At 71.5% G+C, this 24,981-nt stretch carries 20 protein-coding genes and 3 pseudogenes; 11 read left to right on the top strand and 12 right to left on the bottom strand.

Going from position 1 to position 24,981, the window contains the following annotated elements:
- Nucleotides 1-13: 13 nt before the first annotated feature.
- On the top strand, nt 14-631 hold the full coding sequence (locus AB0P41_RS23580) for a TOPRIM nucleotidyl transferase/hydrolase domain-containing protein (protein WP_356710854.1): 618 nt from the start codon (nt 14-16) through the stop codon (nt 629-631).
- A gap of 51 nt (nt 632-682) precedes the next feature.
- On the opposite strand, the gene AB0P41_RS23585 is transcribed toward AB0P41_RS23580, so the two are convergent.
- A complete protein-coding gene (locus AB0P41_RS23585) occupies nt 683-1,582 on the bottom strand; it encodes a pentapeptide repeat-containing protein (RefSeq protein ID WP_365933981.1) in 900 nt (299 codons plus the stop codon).
- A 128-nt stretch (nt 1,583-1,710) separates the two neighbouring features.
- Between AB0P41_RS23585 and AB0P41_RS23590 the strand changes: the two genes are divergently transcribed.
- The 5 genes from AB0P41_RS23590 to AB0P41_RS23610 all read left to right on the top strand — a co-directional run bounded on the left by AB0P41_RS23590 (nt 1,711) and on the right by AB0P41_RS23610 (nt 7,716).
- Entirely contained in the window at nt 1,711-2,196 is a 486-nt protein-coding gene (locus tag AB0P41_RS23590) for a hypothetical protein (protein WP_365933983.1), read from the top strand.
- An 86-nt stretch (nt 2,197-2,282) separates the two neighbouring features.
- On the top strand, nt 2,283-2,510 hold the full coding sequence (locus AB0P41_RS23595; protein WP_356710860.1) for a hypothetical protein: 228 nt from the start codon (nt 2,283-2,285) through the stop codon (nt 2,508-2,510).
- A 362-nt stretch (nt 2,511-2,872) separates the two neighbouring features.
- Nucleotides 2,873-4,039, top strand: coding sequence for an L-rhamnose isomerase (gene rhaI / locus AB0P41_RS23600; RefSeq protein ID WP_365933985.1), 1,167 nt, complete (start codon nt 2,873-2,875; stop codon nt 4,037-4,039).
- Nucleotides 4,040-4,106: 67 nt separating this feature from the next.
- Nucleotides 4,107-6,152 (top strand): bifunctional aldolase/short-chain dehydrogenase, encoded by a 2,046-nt coding sequence (locus tag AB0P41_RS23605; protein ID WP_365933987.1) that lies wholly within the window; start codon nt 4,107-4,109, stop codon nt 6,150-6,152.
- Between the two features lie 82 nt (nt 6,153-6,234).
- The gene (locus AB0P41_RS23610) at nt 6,235-7,716 is read left to right on the top strand and encodes a rhamnulokinase family protein (RefSeq protein ID WP_365933988.1); all 1,482 of its coding nucleotides are present in this window, start codon (nt 6,235-6,237) and stop codon (nt 7,714-7,716) included.
- Between the two features lie 67 nt (nt 7,717-7,783).
- Here the strand turns inward: AB0P41_RS23610 and AB0P41_RS23615 are convergent, their stop codons facing one another.
- Nucleotides 7,784-8,842 carry an enoyl-CoA hydratase/isomerase family protein gene (locus tag AB0P41_RS23615; RefSeq protein WP_365933990.1) on the bottom strand — a complete coding sequence of 353 codons (1,059 nt, stop codon included), beginning with the start codon at nt 8,840-8,842 and terminating at the stop codon, nt 7,784-7,786.
- 179 nt (nt 8,843-9,021) lie between these two features.
- On the opposite strand from AB0P41_RS23615, the pseudogene AB0P41_RS23620 reads away from it, so the two are divergent.
- A pseudogene (locus AB0P41_RS23620) lies at nt 9,022-11,105 on the top strand (SpoIIE family protein phosphatase); the annotation flags it as partial.
- A 182-nt stretch (nt 11,106-11,287) separates the two neighbouring features.
- Here AB0P41_RS23620 and AB0P41_RS23625 read toward each other — a convergent pair.
- The 6 genes and pseudogenes from AB0P41_RS23625 to AB0P41_RS23650 all read right to left on the bottom strand — a co-directional run.
- Nucleotides 11,288-11,932 (bottom strand): LAETG motif-containing sortase-dependent surface protein, encoded by a 645-nt coding sequence (locus tag AB0P41_RS23625; RefSeq protein WP_365933992.1) that lies wholly within the window; start codon nt 11,930-11,932, stop codon nt 11,288-11,290.
- A gap of 203 nt (nt 11,933-12,135) precedes the next feature.
- Nucleotides 12,136-12,624: a GNAT family N-acetyltransferase gene (locus tag AB0P41_RS23630; RefSeq protein ID WP_365933994.1), complete on the bottom strand. Its 489-nt coding sequence runs from the start codon at nt 12,622-12,624 to the stop codon at nt 12,136-12,138.
- A gap of 41 nt (nt 12,625-12,665) precedes the next feature.
- Nucleotides 12,666-13,685, bottom strand: a complete 1,020-nt coding sequence (locus AB0P41_RS23635; RefSeq protein WP_365933996.1) for a DUF6397 family protein — start codon at nt 13,683-13,685, stop codon at nt 12,666-12,668.
- Nucleotides 13,686-13,833: 148 nt separating this feature from the next.
- Nucleotides 13,834-14,217: a roadblock/LC7 domain-containing protein gene (locus AB0P41_RS23640; RefSeq protein ID WP_356710879.1), complete on the bottom strand. Its 384-nt coding sequence runs from the start codon at nt 14,215-14,217 to the stop codon at nt 13,834-13,836.
- Between the two features lie 122 nt (nt 14,218-14,339).
- Nucleotides 14,340-14,732 (bottom strand): annotated as a pseudogene (locus AB0P41_RS23645) (roadblock/LC7 domain-containing protein); the annotation flags it as partial.
- Nucleotides 14,729-15,856 (bottom strand): annotated as a pseudogene (locus tag AB0P41_RS23650) (ATP-binding protein); the annotation flags it as partial. The pseudogenes AB0P41_RS23650 and AB0P41_RS23645, both read right to left, overlap by 4 nt.
- Nucleotides 15,857-15,940: 84 nt before the next feature.
- On the opposite strand from AB0P41_RS23650, the gene AB0P41_RS23655 reads away from it, so the two are divergent.
- The gene (locus tag AB0P41_RS23655) at nt 15,941-16,540 is read left to right on the top strand and encodes a methyltransferase domain-containing protein (protein WP_356710881.1); all 600 of its coding nucleotides are present in this window, start codon (nt 15,941-15,943) and stop codon (nt 16,538-16,540) included.
- Nucleotides 16,541-16,593: 53 nt separating this feature from the next.
- Here the strand turns inward: AB0P41_RS23655 and AB0P41_RS23660 are convergent, their stop codons facing one another.
- Complete coding sequence (locus AB0P41_RS23660; protein ID WP_365933998.1) at nt 16,594-17,499, bottom strand: oxygenase MpaB family protein; 906 nt, start codon at nt 17,497-17,499, stop codon at nt 16,594-16,596.
- Between the two features lie 206 nt (nt 17,500-17,705).
- Here AB0P41_RS23660 and AB0P41_RS23665 point away from each other — a divergent pair, with 206 nt between their 5' ends.
- The gene (locus AB0P41_RS23665; RefSeq protein WP_365934000.1) at nt 17,706-18,632 is read left to right on the top strand and encodes a hypothetical protein; all 927 of its coding nucleotides are present in this window, start codon (nt 17,706-17,708) and stop codon (nt 18,630-18,632) included.
- A gap of 31 nt (nt 18,633-18,663) precedes the next feature.
- Here AB0P41_RS23665 and AB0P41_RS23670 read toward each other — a convergent pair whose 3' ends face one another.
- From AB0P41_RS23670 to AB0P41_RS23680, 3 genes are all read right to left on the bottom strand, one after another.
- Complete coding sequence (locus AB0P41_RS23670) at nt 18,664-19,206, bottom strand: MOSC domain-containing protein (RefSeq protein WP_365934001.1); 543 nt, start codon at nt 19,204-19,206, stop codon at nt 18,664-18,666.
- Nucleotides 19,203-19,385, bottom strand: a complete 183-nt coding sequence (locus AB0P41_RS23675) for a hypothetical protein (protein WP_356710890.1) — start codon at nt 19,383-19,385, stop codon at nt 19,203-19,205. Before AB0P41_RS23675 ends, AB0P41_RS23670 begins: the two co-directional genes overlap by 4 nt.
- A 96-nt stretch (nt 19,386-19,481) precedes the next feature.
- On the bottom strand, nt 19,482-20,546 hold the full coding sequence (locus AB0P41_RS23680) for an acyl-CoA desaturase (RefSeq protein ID WP_365934003.1): 1,065 nt from the start codon (nt 20,544-20,546) through the stop codon (nt 19,482-19,484).
- Nucleotides 20,547-20,804: 258 nt separating this feature from the next.
- Between AB0P41_RS23680 and AB0P41_RS23685 the strand changes: the two genes are divergently transcribed.
- Both AB0P41_RS23685 and AB0P41_RS23690 read left to right on the top strand, forming a co-directional pair.
- Complete coding sequence (locus AB0P41_RS23685) at nt 20,805-23,690, top strand: DEAD/DEAH box helicase (RefSeq protein ID WP_365934005.1); 2,886 nt, start codon at nt 20,805-20,807, stop codon at nt 23,688-23,690.
- Nucleotides 23,687-24,979 (top strand): SWF or SNF family helicase, encoded by a 1,293-nt coding sequence (locus AB0P41_RS23690; RefSeq protein ID WP_365934007.1) that lies wholly within the window; start codon nt 23,687-23,689, stop codon nt 24,977-24,979. Before AB0P41_RS23685 ends, AB0P41_RS23690 begins: the two co-directional genes overlap by 4 nt.
- The last annotated feature ends 2 nt before the right edge of the window (nt 24,980-24,981 follow it).

Genomic DNA, 24,981 nt, shown 5'->3' on the forward strand with positions numbered 1-24,981 from the left:
GCAGACTCGCTCCATGACGGACATGCGCGCATTCCGGGACGCGGTCAGCGACTGGGCCGCCGGCGGGCCCGGTGAACCGGCGAGCGGCCTGGCGGCCCGACTGGGGCTGCGGACGGCAGTGCTGCTGGAAGGACCGAGCGATCTCGCGGCAGTCGAAGCACTGGCCGCACGACGTGGCCGGGACCTCGCCGCCGAAGGGGTGTGCGTCGTGCCGATGGGCGGGGCCATGAGCGTCGGCCGCTACGCGGGGCTTCTCGGGCCGCCCGGTCTCGGTCTGCGCCTGCGGGGACTGTGCGACGAGCGGGAGCAGCCCTTCTACGACCGCGGGCTGCGGCGGGCACGGGCTCCGCACGGGGGCTTCTTCGTGTGCGTGGCAGACCTGGAGGACGAGCTCATCCGCGCGCTGGGGACGGCGCGGGTCGAGGAGGTCATCCGGGCGGAGGGCGATCTGCGGGCTTGGCAGACCTTCTTGCAGCAGCCCGCACAGCACGGCCGGCCACGGGAGCAGCAGTTGCGGCGTTTCCTGGGCACGAAGAAGGGCCGCAAGATCCGGTACGGCCGCCTCCTGGTGGAGCCGCTCGGCCCCGGAGAGGTACCGGCGCCGCTCGACGACCTCGTCAGAAGTCTGTGACCTGCTTCCGCCCGCGTAAACCTGTGCTCACGCACCAGGGCCGGGGCTCCCTCACGAACGGCGACGGGGCCGCCGGCCGGCCCGGGGGGCCGGGGCGGTCCCGGAACCGCTCGCCGGCCAGTGGGAAGGCCTGGTCAGGGAGGCCGGGAGTTTCGTGGCGGCGTTGCCCCGCGCCGCGTTCAGCTGTGCCTGCGTGAGGAAGAGGGCGCCGCTGAGGTCGGCGTCGGAGAGGTCGGCGTCCCGGAAGTCGGCGCCGATGACCTCCGCTCGGCGGAGGTCGGCTCCACGCAGGTCGGCTGCGATGAGGTACGCCCCTCTCAGTTCGGCGCCGCGCAGATCGGCACCCCTGAGCCGGGCGCCGATGAGATCGGCACCTCGCCGGCTGCGCTTCTCGCGTCCGGGGACCGTGGCGCGTTCGAGCTCTCCGGCGCGCAGGAGCAGGGCCGCCACTCCCTCCCTGTGTGCGGACACGTCCAGGTCTGCGAGCTCTTCGGCGGGCAGTCGGGTGAGGCGGTCGGTCGTGGCGAGCGCTTCACGGAGATCCCCGTACAGCGTCGCGGCGGCGGGCAGAGTGAGCGCTTCGGTGAGGTACCAGAGCAGTTCGTGGAGCTGCCTCATCACCGGGAAAACCTGGAACATCTGCCGGGCGGTGTCCGCGGCCGTCCGCCAGTCCCGGCCGGCGTAGGTCTCCTGGGACACCTTCTGGCCCGCACCGAAGCAGTCGTACACGGTGCAGCCGGAAAAGCCTTCGGGCCGCAGCCGGGTGTGTATGCCGCAGCGGAAGTCGTCCGCCAGGTTGGGGCAGGGAGTACCCGCCTCCTTGTTGATCGCGAAGTCCGCCGATGCGGTGAGCGTCAGCGCGACGCAGCAGAGGCCGAAGCAGTTCGCGCAGTCCGCGCGCAGGGCGGCGCGTTCGGTGACGGGTGCGGCTGTCGGATCGTCGTCGGGCACGTGCCTGCTTCCTCCGGTGAGCGGTTTCCGTCAAGCTTACGGGCGTACGCGGTTCCGGCGGCGGGTGCTCTGTCGGTGCACGGCCGCACACTTGGCGACAGGGCTCGGCACCGGCGAGGGGACAGGACATGAGCGCGTCGCAGGGACAGGAGAGAGGGTTCGAGCCCGCCACGGGCGACGGCCCCGAGGCCGGCGGGACCCCGGGCGGGCGCGCCGGGGAAGTGCGGACCGCCTTCGAGGGTCTGCTTCAGATCAGGCGGCTGACCGGTGCGGGGTCGGCGGACCCCGAAGGTGTGCCGGCCCCCTGGGAGGTGCACCGGCCCCTGCGGGCCGTGGCGTTGGCGCTGGAGGCCGCAGGCATACCAGCGTCGGCGGTCGGCCCGTCCGGTGAACGGTCGGCCGTGGGTTACCGCGTGAGCGAGGGCGAGACGTCCGGCTCGGTGCGCGTCGAGTGGGCCGGGCCGCCGGGAAGCGGCGCGGCGCACGACGAAGAGGAGGCGCTGGCCGGCTGCGCCACCGTGCTGCGACGGCTGGGGTGGACGGCCCTGCTCTACCGCGGGCCGCGCAGACGGCGCTTCCTCGACGTCGAACCACCGGTCGCCACCCGGTCCTGACGCCTCTCCGCAGCGGGCGCGAGAGCGTTGTCAGACCCATGAGGGATGCTTGACGGTCCGACACCTTCTGACCGGGAGATGCTGAGATGCACGAAGCCGAAATCGCCGCGGCCCAGGCGTATGTCCGTTTACTGGCTGCCACGCGCGCCGCGCTCGCCGACCCGGCCGACGCCCCTCTGTACATGCCGCTGCTCGCCTCCCCGATCGAGGAGGCCGACGAAGCCCTGCGCAGCGCGGGCCTCGCAGGGAACGAGGACCGGTTTTTCGCTCTTGTGCGGAAGCTCCAGCCGAGCTTGACGGGTTCCGGTCGCTGACGGTGTCCAGGCCGCGGTAGGTGTGCCCCGAGCGGAGGGCCGGCCGAACACGGGGCCGGGCGTCCTCCGGGGCGCCCGCCGCGGCGGGCAGTCCGCGACCGGCGGCTCCGGGGAAGCCCCCGTCCGCCGGCCGTCCGGGCGATCGACCACGCTCTCCACAGACGTCGAGCAGGCCCCGCCGCGCCGGATCCGCCCAATGCTTCGAGCGCCGCACCCCATCACGATGAATTGATTCAACCTCCGAAGAATCCGGACCGGCCGCTTGACTAGTTCCCTGCTCAAACCTAGCGTACGTTCCGGATGAAACGATTCACATCCCCGATCCTTTCCGGTCGCCGGATGACTCTGCTTACGAGGTGTTCATGTCTGATGTGTCGGCCGTCAAGGCAGCTCTGAAGTCCCAGGTCATCGAGACGCCCTCCTGGGGTTACGGCAACTCCGGAACCCGTTTCAAGGTCTTCGCCCAGCCCGGTGTCCCGCGCGACCCGTTCGAGAAGCTTGCGGACGCGGCCCAGGTGCACAGCTACACGGGGGTCGCCCCGAAGGTGTCGCTGCACATCCCGTGGGACAGGGTGGAGGACTACACGGCGCTGACCCGGCACGCCGAGGAGCTCGGGCTGCGGATCGGCGCGATCAACTCCAACGTCTTCCAGGACGACGACTTCAAGCTGGGCTCCGTCACGCACCCGGACCCGAAGGTCCGCCGCAAGGCCACCGACCACCTGCTCGAATGTGTCGACATCATGGACGCCACCGGGTCCCCCGACCTCAAACTGTGGTTCTCGGACGGCACCAACTACCCCGGCCAGGACGACATCACGGGCCGCCAGGACCGCCTGGCCGAAGCGCTCGCCGAGGTGTACGACCGGCTCGGCGACGACCAGCGGATGCTGCTGGAGTACAAGCTCTTCGAACCCGCGTTCTACACCACCGACGTCCCGGACTGGGGGACCTCGTACGCCCACTGCCTGAAGCTCGGGCCGAAGGCCCAGGTCGTCGTCGACACCGGCCATCACGCGCCGGGCACGAACATCGAGTTCATCGTCGCGTTCCTGCTGCGCGAGGGAAAGCTCGGCGCCTTCGACTTCAACTCCCGCTTCTACGCGGACGACGACCTGATGGCAGGCGCCGCCGACCCGTTCCAGCTGTTCCGGATCATGCACGAGGTCGTCGGGAACGGCGGCCTCGATGCCCGGACCAACGTCAACTTCATGCTCGACCAGTGCCACAACATCGAGGCCAAGATCCCGGCCGTCATCCGCTCGGTCACCAATGTCCAGGAGGCGACCGCGAAGGCACTGCTGATCGACGCGGAGGCGCTGACGGAGGCGCAGCGTTCCGGTGATGTCCTTGCCGCCAACGGAGTACTGATGGACGCGTTCAACACGGACGTACGGCCGCTGCTCGCCGAGGTCCGGGAAGAGCTCGGTCTGGCGCGCGACCCGTTCGCGGCCTACCTCGCCTCCGGCAACCAGGAACGCATCGCCATCGACCGCGTCGGTGGTGAGCAGGCGGGCTGGGGCGCCTGAGCACGTCCCCCGTCCGCCTGTGTCCAGCCCAGCCCCGCTCTCCCGACCCTCTCGCGAAGGAACCCTCATGACGTCCGCGACGCACGCCGAAGTCGCCGCGCTCCTGGAGCGCGCCCACCGGATCGGCTCCGACCCCCGCAACACCAACTACGCCGGTGGCAACGCCTCGGCCAAGGCGACGGAGACCGACCCGGTCACCGGTGGTGAGGCCGAGCTGCTCTGGGTCAAGGGATCGGGCGGTGACCTCGGCACGCTGACCGAGGCAGGTCTCGCAGTGCTCCGGCTCGACCGGGTGCGGGCGCTCAGGGCGGTGTACCCGGGGGTGGAACGCGAGGACGAGATGGTCTCCGCGTTCGACTACTGCCTGCACGGCAGGGGGGGCGCCGCCCCGTCGATCGACACCGCAATGCACGCGCTCGTCGAGGCCGCGCACGTGGACCATCTGCACCCGGACTCCGGCATCGCTCTGGCGTGCGCCGCCGACGGCGAGAAGCTGACCGCGGAGTGCTTCGGTGACAAGGTCGCATGGGTCGGCTGGCGCCGGCCCGGCTTCCAGCTGGGCCTCGACATCGCGGCCGTCAAGGAGGCCAATCCGCAGGCGGTCGGTGTCATCCTGGGTGGTCACGGCATCACGGCCTGGGGGGACACCTCCGAGGAGTGCGAGCGCAACGCCCTCTGGATGATCCGGACCGCCGAGGCATTCATCGAAGAGCACGGCAAGGCCGAGCCGTTCGGCCCCGTACTTCCCGGCAGGGAGGCCCTGGAGGAGGAGGCGCGCCGGGAACGGGCCGCGGCCCTCGCTCCGGTGATCCGTGGGCTGGCGTCCGAGGACCGGCCTCAGGTCGGGCACTTCACCGACGCGGCGCCCGTGCTGGACTTCCTCTCCCGGGCCGAGCACCCCCGTCTCGCCGCTCTCGGCACCTCCTGCCCGGACCACTTCCTCCGTACGAAGGTCAGCCCGCTGGTCCTCGATCTGCCTGCCGACGCTCCACTGGAGGAGGCGGTGGCACGGCTCGAGGTGCTCCACGGGGAGTACCGGGAGGCGTACCGCGCGTACTACGAGCGTCATGCGGTGCCCGGCTCGCCCGCCATGCGTGGAGCGGACCCGGCGATCGTGCTGGTGCCCGGTGTCGGCATGTTCTCGTTCGGCAAGGACAAGCAGACCGCCCGGGTCGCCGGGGAGTTCTACCTCAACGCCATCAATGTGATGCGGGGCGCCGAGGCCGTCTCCGCGTACGCGCCGATCGAGGAGTCCGAGAAGTTCCGGATCGAGTACTGGGAGCTGGAGGAGGCCAAGCTCCGCCGGATGCCGAAGCCCAAGGCACTGGCCACGCGGGTCGCGCTGGTGACCGGAGCGGGGTCGGGCATCGGCAAGGCCGTCGCGCACCGCCTCGTCGCGGAGGGCGCGTGTGTCGTCGTCGCGGATCTGAACACCGTGAACGCGGCGGCTGTCGCCGAGGAGCTCGGCGGTCCGGACAAGGCCGTCGCGGTGACCGTGGACGTCACGTCCGAGGAGCAGATCGCCGAGGCGTTCAAGGCCGCCGCACTGGCCTTCGGCGGTGTCGACCTGGTGGTGAACAACGCGGGGATCTCCATCTCCAAGCCCCTGCTGGAGACCACGGCCCGGGACTGGGATCTGCAGCACGACATCATGGCGCGCGGTTCGTTCCTGGTGTCCCGCGAGGCGGCGAGGGTGATGCGGGCCCAGGATCTCGGCGGCGACATCATCTACATCGCGTCCAAGAACGCCGTGTTCGCGGGCCCGAACAACATCGCGTACTCGGCCACCAAGGCCGACCAGGCACACCAGGTACGCCTGCTGGCGGCCGAACTCGGCGAGCACGGCATCCGCGTCAACGGGGTCAATCCGGACGGGGTGGTGCGGGGTTCCGGGATCTTCGCGGCCGGCTGGGGTGCCCAGCGCGCGGCGACCTACGGCATCGAGGAGGAGAAGCTGGGCGAGTTCTACGCCCAGCGCACGATCCTCAAGCGCGAGGTGCTGCCCGAGCATGTGGCCAACGCGGTCTTCGCCCTCACCGGTGGGGACCTCACCCACACCACCGGTCTCCACATCCCCGTCGACGCCGGTGTCGCGGCGGCGTTCCTGCGCTGACCATGTGCTTCCCCGCCGCGCCCCGGACGCTGTTCCGTGCACACCCGGGGCGCGGCGCCGCCCGGATCGGATGAGATCTGCAATGTCTGCGACTTCACGGCACGACCCGGTGTTCGCCGCGGTGGACCTGGGCGCCACCAGCGGCCGGGTGATCACCGGCAGGGTGGGCCCCGACACACTGGAGCTGACCGAGGCGCACCGCTTCGCCAACACGCCGGTCCGGCTCCCCGACGGACTGCACTGGGACGTACTCGCCCTGTACCAGGGCATGCTGGACGGGTTGCGCGTGGCTGCGCTCAGCGGCCCCGTGGCCTCGGTGGGCGTGGACACCTGGGCCGTGGACTACGGTCTGCTGGATTCGGACGGATCACTCCTCGGCCTGCCGTTCCACTACCGCGACGCGCGTAACACGAAGGCCGCCGAGGATCTCATGGCGCGTTTCGACGCGCAGGAGCTGTACGGCGTCGGCGGACTGCAGCATCTGCCGTTCAACACGGTCTTCCAGCTGGCCGCCCACCGTTCGACGGCCCAGTGGCCGGCGGCCAGGACACTGCTGCTGATGCCTGATCTCCTGGTCTACTGGCTGACGGGGACGGTGGGCGCAGAGGTGACGAACGCGTCGACGACCGCTCTGTTCGACGCGCGGACCGGCGACTGGTCCGATGCGCTGATCGGGCGGCTGGGGCTGGAGCGTTCCCTCTTTCCCGCCCTGCGCGAACCGGGCGAGCGGGCGGGCACCCTGCTTCCGCACGTGGCCGGGTACACCGGTCTGCCGGAGGACACACCGGTGACGGCCGTCGCCTCGCACGACACGGCGTCAGCTGTGGCCGCTGTCCCCGCCACCGAACCGGGGTTCGCGTATGTGTCGTGCGGAACCTGGTCGTTGGCCGGGCTCGAACTGGACGCGCCGGTGCTGACGGAGGAGTCGAGGGCCGCCAATTTCACCAATGAACGCGGTGTGGACGGCACGGTGCGCTATCTCCGCAACATCATGGGCATGTGGCTGCTGGAGGAGTGCCGTCGGACGTGGGAGCGCGACGGTACGCCGACGGGGCTCGCCGGTCTCCTCGCGGACGCGGCGCGAGCCAGGCCGTTCGCCGCGGTGATCGATCCGGATGATCCGGAGTTCCTGGCGCCGGGTGACATGCCGTCGCGGATCGACTCGGCTCTCACCCGGACCGGGCAGGCGACGCCGGGCAGCCCCGGCGGATATGTGCGGTGCGTGCTGGAGAGTCTGGCGCTGGCTCATCGCAGGACGCTGCGCGAGGCGGCCGCGCTGGCGGGGCGTGAGCTGACACGGATCCATCTGGTGGGCGGGGGTTCGCGCAACGAGCTGCTGTGCCAGTGGACCGCGGACGCCACCGGGCTGCCGGTCACGGCGGGTCCCGCCGAGGCCACCGCGCTCGGCAATGTGCTGTTCCAGGCGCGGGCGCACGGGCTGGTGGGCGGGCTCCCAGCCATGCGCGGGCTGGTCGCGCGCACGCAGGGACTGCGTCATTACACCCCGCGGGGAGACCCGCGGGCCTGGGACCGCGCGGCGCACCGGCTGACGGGAGGCGTATGAGCGGGCCCCCTGGTGGGGCAGCCAGGGGACCCGGTGCACGGGCGGCCGGGCCCGCGCGCCAAGCCGGTCAGGTCGAGGCCAGTCCCAGTTCCTGGTCGCCGAGCGGCTCGAAGTGGCGGGCGACCTCGGCGTCGGTGACCTCGCGGGGCTGTGCGGGGATCCATCGCGGGGTGCGGTCCTTGTCGATGATGCGGGCGCGTACGCCCTCCATCAGGTCATGCCCTTCGAAGGCCCGGCAGGAGACGCGGAACTCCTGGTCGAGGGCGGCTTCGAGACCGCTGAGCCGCCTGGCTCGCCGCACGGCGGCGAGCGTGACCTTGAGCGCGGTGGGTGAGGCGGCGAGGAGGGTGTCCGCGGTCTCCTTCGCGGCGGGCAGTCCGCTGTCGGCCAGCCGGCCGATGATCTCCTCGACGGTGTCGGCCGCATAGCAGGCGTCGATCCACGCGCGGTGAGCGGTCAGCTCCCCTTCCGGCGCGTCGGCCGCGAACCGCAGCACTGTCTCCGTAACCTCGCCGGGTGTCGTGCTCGCGGCGAGCGCGGTGGTGAGGCCGGCGAGGCGGTCCGACGGGACGAAGTGGTCGGCCAGCCCGCACAGGATGGCGTCGGCGGCGCCGACTGCCCGGCCGGTGAGAGCGAGGTGGGTACCGAGTTCGCCCGGCGCGCAGGCCAGCAGATAGGTGCCCCCGACATCGGGGACGAAACCGATCCCGGTCTCGGGCATGGCGACGCGTGAACGCTCGGTGACGACACGCACGTCGCCATGGGCCGATACGCCCACCCCTCCGCCCATCACGATGCCGTCCATGAGCGCCACGTACGGTTTGGGGAACCCGGCGATCCGGGCGTTGAGGCGGTACTCGTCACGCCAGAAGTCCACGGACGCGCGTCGGCCCGCGCGGGCGTCCTCGTAGATCGACCGGATGTCGCCGCCGGCGCAGAGGCCCCTGCCGCCGGCGCCGTCGATCACGACGGCGGTGACCGCGTCGTCGTCCGCCGCCAGGACCAGCGCCTCGTCGACGATGCGCACCATGGTGTGGGTGAGCGCGTTCAGCGCCCGGGGGCGGTTGAGGGTGATGTGCAGGACGTGGCCCTCGGTGTGCAGCAGGACGGGCTCGTCGTCGTTCATGTGTGCGCTCCGCTCAGCCGTGGACGATCTCTAGCGTGCCATTCTGCGATGCACGGGGCGGGGCCCCGGCGCCGGGTCACCCGTGCGACCGCTGTGGCACTCCGGCATCACGGGCTCGACAATTGAGATCAACGGGCCGCGATGTCCAGCAGCCCCGCCGGACGACCTCCGGAGCAGGTATGACCGACTCTTCACGGCGAGCAGACGACGACACGACGTCGCGGCTCCGGATCGACCGGCGCAGCACCGGTGGGACCGGGACGGCGGAGCGCCTCGCCATGAACCGGACGGGCAGCTTCGAATGGGATCTTGACGCCCGGACACTGGACATCGACGATGCGGGGCTGCTGGTCTTCGGTCTGGATCCCGCGACCTTCGAGGCGCGGCCGGGGGCGGTGCTCGAGCAGCTGGACCCGACGGAGAGCGCGCGCCTGGACGCGGCGATCCATGAGGCGATCTCCGGCGGGAGCAGCTCCTACAGCGTCCACTTCCAGGTGCCTCTGAAGGACGGGGCGCGCCAGTGGACGCATGTCCAGGCGCGGATCCTGAGGACCGAGGACGGCCGGGCACACCGTGTCATCGGTGTGGTGCGCGATGCGACGGCCGAGGTCACCCATTCGGCCTTCGTGCTGGATCTGGAAAAGCGGCGCCGCCGCCAGACGAGCATCGTCGAGCGCACCACCGCCGCGATGTCACGTGCGGTGACCGTGGACGACGTCACCGCCGCGCTCACGGGCCCGGGCGGCCTGGTCGGGATCGGGGCGGACGGTCTGGCGCTCGGGCTGGTGGAGAACTCCGCACTCAAGATCATCGCGCTGAGCGGCGACTCGGTGGAGGTTCTCGAAGGGCTGGGGTCCGGACAGCTCGACGCCGCGCTGCCGCTCGGGGACACGATCCTCAGCGGGCGCCCCCGGTTCATCACCTCGCTCGGATCACTGATCCGGCGCTACCCGGCGCTCGAGCCGCACATCGGGGAGCTGAACTTCCAGGCCGTCGCCTACCTTCCACTGATCGCTCAGGCCCGCTCGCTGGGCGGGCTCGCCCTCTTCTACCGGGAACGCACGGTATTCAACGCGGACGAGCGGATCCTGTGCCTGGGGCTGGCCGCCATCGTGGCCCAGTCCCTGCAGCGGGCGATCCTCTTCGACGAGGAGCGCGAATTCGCCACCGGGCTCCAGTCGGCCATGCTTCCGCGCCGGATCCAGGAGATCGAGGGGGGCGAGATCGCGGTCCGCTACCACGCGGCGTGGAGCGGACGCGAGGTCGGCGGCGACTGGTACGACGTGATCACCCTGCCCAGAGGCCGTATCGGCGTCGTGGTGGGCGATGTCCAGGGACACGACACGCATGCGGCGGCGATCATGGGCCAGCTGCGTATCGCCCTGCGCGCGTACGCCGCGGAGGGGCATCCCCCGGCGACCGTACTCGCGCGGGCCTCCCGCTTCCTCTCCGAGCTGGACACCGACCGGTTCGCGACATCGACGTACGCCCAGGCCGACCTCGCCACGGGCGCGGTGCGCGTGGCGCGCGCCGGGCACTTCGGGCCGCTGATCAGACATACCGAGGGCGGGTCGGTGTCCCCCAGGTGCGCGGGGGTCTTCCTCTGGGGATCTCCACGGATTTCCGGGACGAGGAGTATCCGGAGACGCGCCTCGACCTGGTGCCGGGCGAGACTCTCGTCCTGTACACGGACGGTCTGGTCGAGGAACCGGGCGCCGATGTCGACACGGGGGTCGCGGCGCTGATCCACGAGGTGAGCGACGGGCCCGACGGCGCCGAGGCGCTGGCCGACCATCTGTCGGACCGGCTGTGGGAGCGTTGGGGTTCGGGGGACGACGTGGCACTGCTCGTCCTGCGGCGCAGCCCGGATCTCGGGTCTCCGCGTGCGCCCCGGCTGCATCAGTACATCCATCAGGCGGATCCCCAGGGGCTGTCGGAGGCCCGTTCCATCGTCCGTCAGGCGCTCACGGACTGGGAGCTCGCCGGGCTGGCCGACGACGCGGAGCTGGTCACCGGGGAACTACTGGTCAATGTGCTGCTGCATACGGAAGGCGGGGCGGTACTGACGCTGGAGGTCCTGCCGGAACCCGTACGGCGCATCAGGCTGTCGGTCCAGGACCGCTCCAGTGTCTGGCCGCGGCGGCGCACTCCGGGCGAGACCTCGACCTCGGGACGCGGTCTGCTGCTGCTCGACGCGGTCGCCGAACGCTGGGGCATCGAGCCCCGCGGGGAAGGCAAGGCCGTCTGGTGTGAGATCGGTCCCCCCTCCTGATTCTCCGGATTCTCCGGCTGTGCAACCGGTGGCGCGGCCACGGAGCGGCGAGCGGCACGGCGGTGGGACTCCTGAGGGAATGCCTCGGGGGCGCACCGCGACGGAGTCGTCGCGGTGCGCCCCCGGCCGGTCCGCCGGTGTTCCGCCACCGCCGTGCCGGGATGCCCAGGGCGTCAGTGCTGCGCGCTGCGGCGCTTACGGACGGACCAGAGGATGCCGCCCCCGGCGAGCAGGACCGCGACAGCGGCTCCGCCGATGACGGGCGTGGCGGAGGACGAACCGGTCTCGGCCAGGTCCGGCGCGCTGGGGCTCGGCTCGGCAGGGGCAGGTGCGGCCTCACTGGCGGTCTCGCTCGGCGTCGCACTCGGCTCGGGGGTCTCCGAGGCCGGCGGCTCCGTGCTCGGAGTTTCCGAAGGCGTCGCCTCGGTCGGGGTGGGCGACGGGGCGTCGTCCTCACACACCGGAGCGGTCTTCGTGTCGTTCACGGAGTACCTGGCGTCGTCGCCGGCCTTGACGACGAGGCGGACAGTCAGCTCCTTGTCGTGCTCCGGGAGCTGGAGCGGCGTCTTCGTGCTGAAGTCGCGGCCGAACTGGGTCGTGGCAAGCAGATCGTCCCCGCCCACGACGGAGACGGTCACCTCGTTGGTGGCCTTGGCCGAGTAGGCCGTCAGGTTGAGCGTCACTTCGGAGCAGGTCACGGCCCAGGTGGGGGTGTGAGCTGCGGCCGGCCCTGCGGAGAGGACTCCGCCGGCCAGGCCGACTACCGCGGCGGCCGCGAATGCTCCCGCGCCGCGCCACGATCTCCTGGGTATGGTCATGGATTCTTCCTCCATCTGAGTTCACCGCTGGGATGGCGGTGGGGCGCACAGTAGTGCTCCCCGTCCCAGCGGTCGCACCCGCCCCATGCCTCAGCTGTACGCCAACCGCGCCCAGACCACCGCCACTTGTGACATGCCGGACACCACAGGATGGCCGGAAGCCGTTGCGCTCACCGTCGTCCCGGCGGGCCGTGAGGGTGATCTCAGAGGAGCTTGTGCATGATGTGCAGCCCCACATAGCCGTGCGTGGGGTGGTTGAACCCCTCGGGCAGGGTCCCGGTGACCTCGAACCCGAGCGAGCGGTACAGGCGGACCGCGTGGACGTTCGTCTCCACCACGGCGTTGAACTGCATGGCCCGATACCCCGCCGCCCGCGCCCAGTCCACCGTGTACTCGCAGAGAGCCCTGCCCACGCCCTGGCGGGAGTGTTCAGGGGCGACCATGTAGCTGGCACTGGCGATGTGCGAGCCGTTGCCCATGTGGTTCCTGTTCATCTTGGCCGTGCCGAGGACGGTCCCGGCGTCATCGACCGCGACCACCGTGCGTCCCGGCTCCGGGAGGAGCCACCATCCCTGGGCGACGTCCTCGACGAGGTCCGCAGGGTAGGTGAAAGTCTCGCCCGCGACGACGATGGCACGGAAGAACGGCCAGATGGCGGGCCAGTCCTTGTCGGTGGCTTCCCTGATCAGCATGGAGGCCAAGATGCCTGGGCGGAACACCCCGCGCAATCAATTTATCGATCAACGCCCCCAGGCCTGCGCAGCCCCAGCCTGACGAGCAGCCCTCGCCCGGCGCCGGAACTCCTGCCAGGGCGGCGGGCTGCCGGGCCGCGATGCCCGAAGACCGGTCCTGGGCGGCCCGGGGCCGGCCGTGCGGTCACCAGCCGCCCCGAAGCGGGCCTTCCCGAAGCCTGGCGGATCGGAGCGGGGCAGATCGGAGCCGGGCCGATCACGGGGTCGTATCCGGGTCGCGGCGCGGGGCGCGATGAACGCGCCTGTTCCAGCTCCAGCGTCAGATTCACCCGGCGCCAGAGGATCTCGTCCGGGTCATCCGCCAGCATCAGCTTCGTCATTTCCTCCCTCCCGGACACGGACCCCGGGCGTCCGAAGGCGGATTCCGGCTTCATACGCGCCAGGTATGCCCGCTCGTAGGGGTCCTCGACCACCTCCGCGAGCTGGACGGGGTCCAGGGCGGAGGCATGCAGGGCCGCGCGCGTCCAGGGGTCCTCGGCGCGGCTCAGGAGGCGGTCGATCCGCCGTGAACGCCAGTTGCGCGCACGCCAGTCGGTGCCGCCCTCCAGCATCGCCCGCATGCCCACCGGGCTCTTCCCGCCGATCAGGCCGGGCTCTCTCGCGGCGAAGGCGAGGAGCTCGTCCACCAGATAGAGCCAGACCACCGCGCGGTAGCGGTTCAGGTAGAACGCGACCGGGGAGACGCACCCGATGCGGGCCAGTCCGGTGAAGCGCACGGGACTGATTCCGAGAAGCGTGGCACCTTCCGCCGTGCCCGCCGTACGCACCCGGTCCCGGAGCGAGCCGGGAAACCCCGGCAGCCCGCGCAGCCGGTCGATCTCCTGCTGACGGATCCTGAGCCTCGCCCCGGTCGTGGTCGGCTCCGCACGGATCAGTCCCAGATGGACGGCGATATCGAATTCGCCGCGCTTCAAGGTCAGTTCCTGAGCCGCGCGTCCAACGGACAGGCACCTGGGCGCCGTCGCGTCGCCGTGCTTGCGGGTGGCTTCCGTAACGGTCATGGCCGTCCTCCCCCGTGAGGTCGAATACTCTCTGTGACCACGGTAGCGCGGGGAGAAAATACCCGCAGAGCCTGTGGACAACTCCTGGATGTCCACAGAAAGTGCAGGTCAGAGGTAGCCCGGGCGTCTCGATGCCTGCCGGGCCGCCCTACCGGGCCGTCACACCCAGGTGCTCGCCCACCCGATTCACCAACAGGGTCATCTCATAGGCGACCTGGCCGACATCTGCCTCGGCGGCCGTCAGTACGCACAGGCAGCTGCCGTCCCCGGCCGCCGTCACGAACAGCAGCGCCTCGTCGAACTCCACCATGGTCTGGCGTGCTCTTCCCGCACCGAAGTGACGCCCCGACCCACGGGCCAGGCTCTGCAGCCCGGACGAGACCGCCGCGAGGTGCTCCGCGTCCTCCCGGGCCAGGCTTGTGCTGGCCCCGGTCACCAGCCCGTCGTTCGACAGCACCAGCGCGTGCTGGATGTGCTCCACCCTGCTGGTGAGATCGTCAAGGAGCCAGTCAAGTCCCCGGTCCAGCGCCATGTGTTCGTCCTCCCCGTTCATCCGTTCCCCCGCCTGTCGCACAAGCCTTGCGTACGGGCCTCCTGCGGGCAAGCGCCTCCCGGCCGCGGGGGCGTTGCTTCGCGCCACCGTCCGCCCGGCCCGTGTTCGCCCACCCGCTTCACCAGACGCGCCATCTCGTACGCCACGAGGCCGACGTCCGCGAACGCCGTGCTGAGGACGGTGAGGCAGGAGCCCTCCCCGGCGGCGGCGACGAACAGGAAGCCGTCGTCCATCTCGACCATCGTCTGACGCGCACCCCCGGCACCGAAGTGCCGTCCCGTGTTCTTGGCCAGGCTGTTGAAGCCGGAGGCCACGGCCGCGAGGTGTTCCGCGTCCTCACGGCTCAGCGCCAGGGAGGCGCCGACCGCCAGTCCGTCGTCGCTCAGGACGACCGCGTGCCGGGTCTCGGCGACCCGCGCGACGAGATCGCCGAGCAGCCAGTCGAGTTCGCCTGAACCGCGGGAGGCCAGTCCCGGCCTCTCGTTCACCATCATGTGTGCTCTCCTTCGGTGTGCCGACGGAACGGGGATACGGGTGCGGATCGGCCCGAAGGGCCGCGCCCCGGCGCGCTGCCGCCCCCGCGGGCCCACCCGTCCCGGTAGGCGGTCATGCGGTCACGGGCCTGTTCGGGGGTGCACCCCACCGTGGGCCCTCCCTCGGGGTGCGGCTCGCACTCCTCCGGTTTCGGCTGCTCACGCAGTTGGGGTACGAGGCTGGCCTGGCGGACGCGCCGGGGCAGCTCGCCGTCCTCCTCGGTGGAGCGAGGGCGCCAGTGCAATGTGGTCACCGGGGCCGGCCCGGGCCCGGCACTCACCGCGGTCGTGCCCCGCTCCAGGGCGGGCACGGCGGCCGGTGCGGGGAACACGGTGGGGCGGGGCCGGGCGGCGGGGTGCGGGGCGAGCCCTCCGGGCCCGGAGCCGTCGTCGTCCCTGGCCACCGTCGTCGTCCGGGCCGCGTCGCCCGCCGGGCAGGCCGGCGAGCCCTCCGGGAGTCCGCTCCTGAGCAGCGCGGTCGGCAGCAGGACCACGGCGGTCGTACCCCCGTACGGCGAGGTGCGCAGCTTGACCTTGACGCCCTGACGGGCGGAGAGCCTGCTCACCACGAAGAGGCCGAGCCGGTCGCTGTCGAAGAGGTCGAGCGCCTCGGACTGTTCGATGCGGCGGTTCGCCTCGTCGAGCGGTTCCTTGCCCATGCCGAGCCCGCGGTCCTCGCTCTCCAGGGCGTAACCGTTGCCGACGGGTTCTCCGCTGATCCGCACCTTGGTGTGCGGTGGCGAGAACTGGGCCGTGTTCTCCACGAGTTCGGCCAGCAGATGGGTGAGGTCGGCCACTGCCGTGCCCTTCACGCCGGCGTCGGGCAGCGCACGCACCTCCACACGTGCGTAGTCCTCGATCTCCGAGACCGCCGCGCGGACGACGTCGGTCAGCGGCACGGGCGTCCGCCAGGCGCGCCCCGGTGCGGCACCGGAGAGGATGATCAGGCTTTCGGCGTGCCGTCTCATGCGAGTGGTGAGGTGGTCGAGGCGGAACAGGTCACCGAGTTCGCCCGGGTCGTCGGTGCGGCGCTCCATGCCCTCGAGGAGTGCGAGCTGACGGTGCACGAGGACCTGGCTGCGTCGGGTCCCGAACGATCAGGCAACGTTCGCACGTGCGCACCGCTTCGCGCGGTTCCGCCCGGGTGCGGGCTGCGCGATCATGTCCATATGGGCGACGACCGGACACACGTGCAGGACTTCTTCTCCGCGCGGGCAGCGGACTGGGACAGCCGTTTCCCCCACGACGGGCCGGCCTTCGCCGCCGCCGTCGGGGAGCTCGGTCTGCGTCCCGGCGGCGCCGTGCTCGACGCGGGGTGCGGTACGGGGCGCGCGCTGGCGGCGCTGCGCGCGGCGGTCGGGCCCGGTGGGACGGTCCTCGGGGCCGACCTGACGCCCGCGATGCTGGATGCGGCCCGGCGGGCGGGAAGGGCCGCGAGCGGCGCCCTGCTGCTGGCCGACGCCGCGCGGCTCCCACTGCGCGCCGGGTCCCTCGACGCCGTCTTCGCCGCCGGGCTGGTCTCGCATCTCCCGCACCCCGCCCAAGGGCTCTCGGAGCTGGCGCGGGTGGTGCGTCCCGGTGGCGGGCTCGCGCTGTTCCACCCGGTAGGCCGGGCCGCGCTGGCGGCACGGCACGGCCGGGCCCTTTCGGACGACGATCTCAGGGCTGAGCGCCGCCTCACGCCCTTGCTGGCGAACGCGGGCTGGCGGCTGGACTCCTACACCGACGAGGAGAGCCGGTTCCTGGCACTGGCCGTTCGGACCGGCTGAGCGATCCCTTCCGGGTACTGTCGGCCCCGCCGTCGCGTCGGGCGTGCTTCCGGTTACTCGGCGGGTCCGTCCGAGGGCCGTCCGTGCGGCACGGGGCAGCCGCGCACGCCCGGTGTGGGGAACGTGCCCAGCCCGGCCACCTCGTAGCCCTGCGGATACCCCCTGATCTCCGGGTTCTGGCGGGCGTAGTGAGGGGCCGACCGCGGCGGCATGAGCCGTACGGCGCGGGCCCTCAGACGCAGGGCCCCACGGGTCAGCCCCCGGACGAGGGGGCCCGGCCGCTCGTACCGGAACGCCCGGAGCAGCGAGTCGTCGAGCAGAGCCAGGCTGGCTCTGCGGACCACGGGGGCGAGCGGGCGCGGGTACCAGGAGCCCATCAGGGCAAGGGTGGCGTCGGAGACCGCGCGTGCGCCCTCGTCCCAGCCGAAGTGCGCCTCCTCGTACGAGTCCAGGGCGCTCTCGAAGTCCTCGTACGTCTGCGGCACGTCCTGGATGCCCATCCGGGCGCCGAGTGTGCGGTAGTACGCGGCGAAGGCCCGCAGTTCGTGGCCGGACAGCCTGCGCCAGCCGTACGTGTCGAGCCAGCGTTTGGGGGTGACGACGAAGGTGCACAGCACGTAGCGCATGTCGTCGTTGCTGATGTCGTAGCTGCGGTGCATCCGGTTGATCCGGCGGACGGCCGTCCGGCCCTCCTCGCTGTCGAAACCGTGCTCGACGACGGCGTCGAGAAGAAGTGCGGTGTCGTCGTACCTCTTCTGTGAACGTTCCGTCAGTTCCCCCGTCTCCGCCAGCAGCCGGCCGATGCTGGGGACGGCGTACGTGCGGTACAGGGCGAGTTCGAGAGCGCGGGTGATGTCCCAGGGGAACTCGTAGGACACGGTGAGCCGGTAGATCTGCAGGAAGTCCCGTTCCGGGTCCAGCCGCTGGATCTCCTTCAGCCGTTCGAACCGCTCCACCATGCTGTCCCCCTCGTCGGCCGGAGCCACAACCCTACGTGCGCCGGGCGGGCCGGCGCCACGGCATGAGGGGGGCTGCGGCGTGTCCCGGTGACCGGTGGCGCGCTCCGGGTACGTGGCCGTTATCGCTTGTCAGGGCCTCGACGACAGGGTTACCGAGTAGTTAAGGTGCGCCGACGGACCAAGCGATCAGGGACGAGGTGGGTGCTGTGGCTGCGACGGACGACACGGTCGCCGACGACGACGCGCTGTTTGTGCTGACCGCTGTGCTGTTGACGCCCGCACAGTTCCCCAGCGTGCTCGGCGACGACTACGTGGCGGCGTGCGCCGCACTCGGTCTCGAGCCGTACGCCGAGGGGTACGGCCTCGTGCTCGGCCAGGACAGTGCCGGTGCCCGGTGGACGGTGGTCGTCGAGGACGTCTCGCTGGTGGCTGTCGCCATCGCCTCGTGGGACTGCGGGATGGAGTACGACCTCTCCCCCGACGACCGTTCGGTGGTCTGCGCGCTTCCGGGGTGGCCGCTCGCACTGGCGGTCTCCGCGCCCGGCGTCCCCGAGCCTCATGATCCGCTGCCCGGCCCGGACGATGAGGGGCCGGCGCCGCTGACGCCGCCGGACACCGAGGTCTGGGGGGCTCCGCAGCGGCGTCTCGGCGCGGACGAGATCGCCCTGCAGTGGGCCTCGTGGCGCGAGCAGATGGACGACGAGACCGCGTTCGAACGGTCCGAGGAGCCCGGGCCGGACGGTGCGGCCCCGGCCGGGGAAGCTCCCGAAGCCCCCGCCGGAGAAGCTCCCGGCACCGAAGCCCCCGCCGGAGAGCCCTCGGCCGGGGAGGCGAGAAGCACGGCGGAGCCCGCCGCTTCCGGTCAGCACCCCGGCGTACGCAGGGCACTCGCAGCGGCCCGGGCGTATGTCGGGTCCCCGCCTCCGCCCGGCCGGATCCGCTCCGCGTTCGCCCCTGGCGGGGCCCGGACGCTGCGGGCCGACGGCCCCGGGTGGTCCCTGGTGGCCAGGACCGACGACATCGCGTTCGTCCTGCTGGACGAGGAGCCGGGCGAGATCATTCCGGTCGGCCGCGGCCCGGAGCTGCCGGGCCTGCTGAAGTCGCTCGACGAACTGGCCGTCCGGCCGTCCTGACCCGTGCCGCGCCAGGCTCGACCCGTGTGTACTACACACGCTCCAGGGAACGATGCGGCCCGACGGGCAGCTCCGCCTCGACCGCGTCACCGGGCCGTACGACTCCGCCCGTCGTGACGACGCCCATGATTCCGGCCTTGCGGACGACGGTGCCGTCGTCCGCGCGGCCGACGACCTGCTTGAGCAGTCCGTCCTGGAAGTTGTCGATCTGGAGGCAGGGATTGCGCAGGCCGGTCACCTCGACGACGGCTTCGCCGCCGAGGTGGAGCAGCGTGCCCACGGGAAGCGAGAGGAGATCGATTCCGCTGGTGGTGATGTTCTCCCCCAGGTCGCCCGGGCCGACCTCGAATCCCGCGTCCCTGAGCTCGGCGAAGAGCTCCTCGTGGATGAGGTGGACCTGACGCAGATTGGGCTGCGTCGGGTCCTGGGCGACCCGCGAGCGGTGTTTCACCGTGACCCCGGCGTGGACGTCGCCCTTCACACCGAGTCCGGCGAGAAGCGTGACGCCGGGCCTGTTCGGCTTGGTGAAGGAGTACTCGCCGTTGCTGCTGACCGCGGTGACCGTGCCGTTCAACGCCCGATCTCCTTACGGCTGATCCTGCGGAGCCTGCGCCGCTGCGACGGGTCGAGCATCAGGTATCCGATCGTGGGTACGCCGATGAGGACCAGCAGCGACCACCAGAATCCGATGAACGGAATCAGGACGACTGCTGCGACGACTCCCCCGATGGCGATCTTCGCGCCGTTCGACATGATCTGTGCCTCCTCCGCGGCCCTGGCCGCTCCTGATGGGAGAACGCCTGCGAGGCTCCGTCGGTTCCGGTCTCGCGGCACGAGCACCGCGACGGTCTACCGGAGCGGCTCGCCGACCTCATGCATGTGCTCCAGCGCCTGCCGGTACGACTCGATGATGCCGGTCTCCGCGTACGGCATCCCGATGGAGGCGCAGTGTGCCTTCACCAGCGGCTGGGCGAGGCGCAGATGGGGGCGGGGCATGCTCGGGAAGAGGTGGTGCTCGATCTGGTAGTTGAGGCCGCCGAGGAACCAGTCGGTGAGGACGGCGCCCTTCACGTTCCGCGAGGTGAGGACCTGGCGCTGAAGGTGCCCCCAGCGGTCACCGTCAGGGTCCGGCATCTCCATGCCCTTGTGGTTCGGCGCGAAGGCCATGCCCAGGTGGAGACCGAACAGAGCATGGTGCACCAGGGCGAAGACGACGGCCTTGCCCGGGGACATGACGGTCAGGAGCAGCGTTGCGTACAGCGCGAGGTGACCGGTCAGCAGAAGGCCGGACAGTGCGCGCTCACGGGCGGGCTGCCGCCTCAGGAACTGGAAGCCGTAGATCTTGAGGGCGATGCCTTCGAGAAGCAGCATCGGGAAGAAGAGCCGCGCCTGGTTGCGGGTGAGCCAGCGGGCGAAACCCTCGCGCTGGGCGGCCTGCTTCTGGGTCCACACCAGGGCGCCCACCCCGACGTCGGGATCCTTGTCTATGTGGTTGGGGTTGGCGTGGTGGCGTACGTGCTTGTCGTTCCACCACGCCTCGTTCATTCCGAGGAACAGATTGGCGTGGACGAGACCGACGATCCGGCCGGCCTTGCGGTCGCCGGTTATCTGGGCATGGCCCGCGTCGTGCCCGAAGAACGCCGTGCGGGTCCACAGGACGGCCAGCGGCAGGGCGAGGAGCAGGTTCCACCAGGTGTCGCCGAGGAGCACCATGCCGGTGATCACGGCTCCTAGCGCGACCAGGTTGGCGGCGATCCCCGCCGCGTACCAGCCCGTGCGCCGTTCCAGGAGCCCCTGCCCCTTGACGGTCTTCAGGAGCGGTGCGAAATCACTTCCGGTGGCCGGCGGGACCGCCGGACCCTCCGATCCGTCGCCTATGTGTTGCGCAACGGTGGCTGCTACCGCCTGGGGCATGACGTCTCCGGTTTCTGGGCATCTGCGCTGACCTCGTCAAACGTACGGAGAGCGGGCCTGCGGCAGCCATGGCGCCATCACCCCGGTCATACGGGGGGAATCCCCCTGCCCGGTGGTGACGCGAGCTGTACCCCAAGCTTCAGAAGGCAGAAATGAGTGAGGTGGATCACTGGGCATTTCTCCCGGAACGGGCCGTGGGTGGAGTACCCTCGGCGAACCCCGGGCTCACTAGTCAAATTTGAGGAATCTGACATCGCTGTGCACAGGCTCCCTGCGGCAACGCTCAACGAGATCTCTGAACTGTCCCGCTGCTCCGCAGTCTTCCTCCCCGCGGATCCGGCCCGTACCGGCCTGATCGCGTTCTGGAATGCGGACGGTAGCACCCCTCCCGGTGAAGCAGGGAGTCCGGCGGAACTGACGGTCGTCGGAGGCGACCTCCGCCCTTGTGCGGTCCCGGCGTTGACCATGCCCGTGCGGGACGCCCTGCCGGTCCTGACACGGGCGCGGGCGGGCTCTCTCTCCTCCCCTTCCGCGGCGTTCTGGGGCGCCGCCGGAGTCCTCGCTCTCCAACTCGCGGCGCGCGGACTGCTGCTGCCCGGCCTGAGCCCCACCGACCACGATGCCTGGCGGGCCGGCCCGCTGACGGCCGGCGATCTGGAGCGGATCCGGGTGCTGGCGGCTTCCATGCCGCCCGCGGCTCATGCGGTGCCCCTCGACCCCGCGGCCGAACCCGTGATGCTCGCCGAACCGGAGTCGCTCCTGCGGTCGTTCCTCGACGCGGTGGTGGACGGACTCCCACGTACCCCGGCGGCCGGACCGGCCACGGGCGCACCGGCGTTCGCCGCGCGGGAGGCACAGCATCTGCCGGCGCTCCGGCCGTGGGCGGCCGACGTCGCGGCCGGTCACGACGCGGGCGTGCGGCTCTCACTCCGTGTCGAGGTCTCGGGACTCGGCGACGATGTCGACGCGGAGGGCTTGGAGGGGGCCGGCGCCGGCGCACCCTCGTTCCGCGCGGTCCTGCAGATCCACAGCGTCCAGGACCCCGCCCGCGTCGCCGACGCGGCCGACGTGTGGGCGGACCGGTCCCCCGCCGCCGCCCTGTTCGGTCCGCGCGCCCGCATGGACGCCCTGCTCGCCCTGCGGCGCGCCGCCCGTGCCTGGCCCCCGCTGGCGCCCCTCCTGTCGGCCGCGGTTCCGGACGCGGTCGAGCCTGCCGACGAGGAGATCTCCGAACTGCTGGGCCCGGCGGCCAGGGCGCTCGCCGCGACGGGTGTCCAGGTGCACTGGCCCAGAGGGCTGTCGAGGAAGCTCACGGCGCGAGCGGTGATCGGGCCGCAGGACGACGACGCAGGGGCGACCGCGCGCACGGGAGGGGACACCCCGTCCTTCCTGTCGGCCGACGCCCTCCTGGCGTTCGACTGGCGGTTCGCGCTGGGTGGCAGGAACCTGAGCCGCGCGGAGCTCGACCAGCTGGCGGAGTCGGGCAGGCCACTGGTCAGACTGCGTGACCAGTGGGTGCTGATCGATCCGGAGGACGCCCGCAGGGCCCGCGGGACCCATGACCGCAAGGTCACCCCCATCGACGCGCTGGGGGCCGTGCTGACGGGAACCACCGATGTCGACGGGCACCGGGTGGAAGTGGCGGCGACGGGCTGGCTCGAGCAGCTCCGTGAGAGAATCGCCGACCCCGAGTCGGAGGACCGCCGGGCGGTCGGACAGCCGGAGGCACTCGACGCGAGTCTGCGCGACTACCAGCTTCGCGGCCTCAACTGGCTGCACACCATGACCTCACTCGGCCTCGGCTGCTGCCTCGCCGACGACATGGGACTCGGCAAGACCATCACACTGATCGCCCTGCATCTGCACCGTCAGGGCGTCGAGTCCGCTGCCGGGCCGACGCTCGTGGTGTGCCCCACCTCCCTGATGGGCAACTGGCAGCGGGAGATCGAGAAGTTCGCCCCGGGGACACCGGTGCGTCGTTTCCACGGCGGGTCGCGGTCGCTGGAAGACCTGGTGGACGGCGAGTTCGTCCTCACCACCTATGGCACCATGCGCCTCGACGCCGCCCGCCTGGCGCAGACGTCCTGGGGCATCGTCGTCGCCGACGAGGCGCAGCACGTCAAGAACCCGCACTCCGCGACGGCGAGGCAGCTGCGCGCCGTCGGCGGGCGGGCCCGTGTCGCCCTCACCGGCACACCGGTGGAGAACAACCTCTCCGAGCTGTGGGCCATCCTCGACTGGACGACTCCCGGGCTGCTCGGGCGGCTCGGCACCTTCCGCACCCGCTACGCGAGCGCGGTGGAGGGAGGCAACGACCCCGCCGCGGCCGAGCGGCTCGCCTCACTGGTCCGCCCGTTCCTGCTGCGGCGCCGCAAGTCCGACCCCGGAATCGCTCCGGAGCTTCCCCCGAAGACGGAGACCGACCGCGCCGTGTCGCTCACGGCGGAACAGGCCGGCCTGTACGAGGCGGTGGTACGCGAGACGCTCCAGGAGATCTCCGGCGCGGACGGCTTCGCCCGGCGCGGGCTGGTCATGAAGCTGCTGACGGCGCTCAAGCAGATCTGCAACCACCCGGCGCAGTACCTCAAGGAGGAACAGCCGCGGATCGTGGACCGCTCGGGGAAGGTGGAGCTGCTGGACGAACTGCTCGACACGATCCTGGCCGAAGGCGCCGGGGTGCTGGTGTTCACCCAGTACGTCCGGATGGCCCGGCTCCTGGAACAGCATCTGGCGGCGCGCGGGATCCCCACCCAGTTCCTGCACGGGGGCACGCCGGTTGCCGAGCGGGAGGTCATGGTGAACCGGTTCCAGGCAGGTGAGGTTCCGGTCTTCCTGCTGTCGCTCAAGGCGGCGGGTACGGGGCTCAACCTCACCCGGGCCGGTCATGTCGTGCACTTCGACCGCTGGTGGAATCCGGCCGTGGAGGCGCAGGCCACCGACCGCGCGTACCGGATCGGGCAGACCCAGCCGGTGCAGGTGCACCGGCTGATCGCCGAGGGCACCGTGGAGGACCGGATCGCCGCCATGCTGGCACGGAAGCAGGGGCTCGCGGACGCCGTACTCGGTAGCGGCGAGGCCGCGTTGACGGAACTGAGCGATGCGGAGCTGGCCGAACTGGTCGGGCTGCGAGGGGGCGCACGATGAACGAGGGTTACGAGCCGGAGCGCACGTTCGCCGCGCTGCCGCCCGCACAGGGCCGGGGATTCGCCTCTTCCTGGTGGGGGCGGGCGTGGCTGAAGGCGTTGGAGGACACCGCACTCGACGGTCAGCAGCTCAAGAAGGGGCGCCGGCTGGCCCGGGAGGGCAGGGTCGGCGCGGTTTCCGTCCGTCCCGGACGGATCACAGCGGTCGTGCAGGACCGCGACTCGACGGCGTACCGCAGTGATGTGCTGCTCCAGGAGCTGACCGAGGAGGAGTGGGACAGGTTCCTGGACATGGCGTCCGAGCGGTCGGGCCACATCGCCGCCCTGCTCGACCGCGAGATGCCGCCGCACCTGGTGGAGGACGCGGCCGCCGCCGGTCTCGAACTGCTGCCGGGCATCGGTGACCTGGAGCCGGAGTGCAGCTGCGAGGCCTGGGACCACTGTCCGCATACGGGCGCCCTGTGTTACCAGGTGGCGCGGCTGCTCGACCAGGACCCCTTCGTGCTGCTGCTGTTGCGGGGGCGCGACGAGCGGTGGCTGCTCGACGAATTGCAGGTGCGCAGCGCGGCCCGTGCTGTTCCTGGGACGGCTGACGAGTCGTCGGCCGGAAGCCCGGCGAGCGGTCCGGCGTCGCGCGGGGTGCGCGCCGACGAGGCGTACGCGGCGCGGGACATCCTGCCGCCGCTGCCCCCTCCCCCGCCCCTGCCGGCGGAGCCGGGAGTGCCGCCGTCGCTGGACACGGAGACGGATCCGGCGGAAGGCGTCGACCCCTCGGCTCTGGAGTTCCTGGCGGCGGACAGCGCCGTGCGGGCGTTCGCGATGCTCGCGGAGGCGCTGACGGCGGGACACGGACGGCAGCCTCTGGCGGCCGTGCTGACGCCGGAGCAGGACGCCGTGCGGCTGGCTGCCGACGGCCGGCCCGACGCCCGCCTCGCGGCCCGTCTCGGCGCGGTGGCCGGACGCGGGCCTGCCGGTCTCGACGCCGCGGTACGGGCCTGGCGGTACGGCGGGGCGGCCGCGCTGGCGGTGTGCGACGGGGAGTGGCTGCCGGGCCCCGACGAACTCGCGCGAGCCCGAGCGCAGCTCGCCTCCGCGTGGGAGGAGGGCGAGGGCCCGCAGCTCCGTGCCGCCGACAACCGCTGGACGGCGGTCGGTGCCGGAGCGCAGCTGCGGCTCGGACCCGACGGGCGCTGGTGGCCGTACGCCGAGGAGCGCGGCAGGTGGGTCCCGGCAGGCCCGGCGGAGGACGATCCCGCGGCCGCCCTCGCCGGGGTGCGGCCCGGCGCCTGAGG

Source organism: Streptomyces sp. NPDC079167, from assembly GCF_040686735.1.
In the GTDB taxonomy this organism is placed as follows: Bacteria; Actinomycetota; Actinomycetes; order Streptomycetales; family Streptomycetaceae; genus Streptomyces.

Bases quoted from the DNA above. Each gene is read 5' to 3' on its own strand.
- AB0P41_RS23580 (WP_356710854.1), top strand. From the start codon at position 14: ATGACGGACATGCGCGCATTCCGGGACGCGGTCAGCGACTGGGCCGCC.
- AB0P41_RS23590 (WP_365933983.1), top strand. From the start codon at position 1,711: ATGAGCGCGTCGCAGGGACAGGAGAGAGGGTTCGAGCCCGCCACGGGC.
- AB0P41_RS23595 (WP_356710860.1), top strand. From the start codon at position 2,283: ATGCACGAAGCCGAAATCGCCGCGGCCCAGGCGTATGTCCGTTTACTG.
- rhaI (WP_365933985.1), top strand. From the start codon at position 2,873: ATGTCTGATGTGTCGGCCGTCAAGGCAGCTCTGAAGTCCCAGGTCATC.
- AB0P41_RS23605 (WP_365933987.1), top strand. From the start codon at position 4,107: ATGACGTCCGCGACGCACGCCGAAGTCGCCGCGCTCCTGGAGCGCGCC.
- AB0P41_RS23610 (WP_365933988.1), top strand. From the start codon at position 6,235: ATGTCTGCGACTTCACGGCACGACCCGGTGTTCGCCGCGGTGGACCTG.
- AB0P41_RS23615 (WP_365933990.1), bottom strand. From the start codon at position 8,842: ATGAACGACGACGAGCCCGTCCTGCTGCACACCGAGGGCCACGTCCTG.
- AB0P41_RS23625 (WP_365933992.1), bottom strand. From the start codon at position 11,932: ATGACCATACCCAGGAGATCGTGGCGCGGCGCGGGAGCATTCGCGGCC.
- AB0P41_RS23630 (WP_365933994.1), bottom strand. From the start codon at position 12,624: ATGCTGATCAGGGAAGCCACCGACAAGGACTGGCCCGCCATCTGGCCG.
- AB0P41_RS23635 (WP_365933996.1), bottom strand. From the start codon at position 13,685: ATGACCGTTACGGAAGCCACCCGCAAGCACGGCGACGCGACGGCGCCC.
- AB0P41_RS23640 (WP_356710879.1), bottom strand. From the start codon at position 14,217: ATGGCGCTGGACCGGGGACTTGACTGGCTCCTTGACGATCTCACCAGC.
- AB0P41_RS23655 (WP_356710881.1), top strand. From the start codon at position 15,941: ATGGGCGACGACCGGACACACGTGCAGGACTTCTTCTCCGCGCGGGCA.
- AB0P41_RS23660 (WP_365933998.1), bottom strand. From the start codon at position 17,499: ATGGTGGAGCGGTTCGAACGGCTGAAGGAGATCCAGCGGCTGGACCCG.
- AB0P41_RS23675 (WP_356710890.1), bottom strand. From the start codon at position 19,385: ATGTCGAACGGCGCGAAGATCGCCATCGGGGGAGTCGTCGCAGCAGTC.
- AB0P41_RS23680 (WP_365934003.1), bottom strand. From the start codon at position 20,546: ATGCCCCAGGCGGTAGCAGCCACCGTTGCGCAACACATAGGCGACGGA.
- AB0P41_RS23690 (WP_365934007.1), top strand. From the start codon at position 23,687: ATGAACGAGGGTTACGAGCCGGAGCGCACGTTCGCCGCGCTGCCGCCC.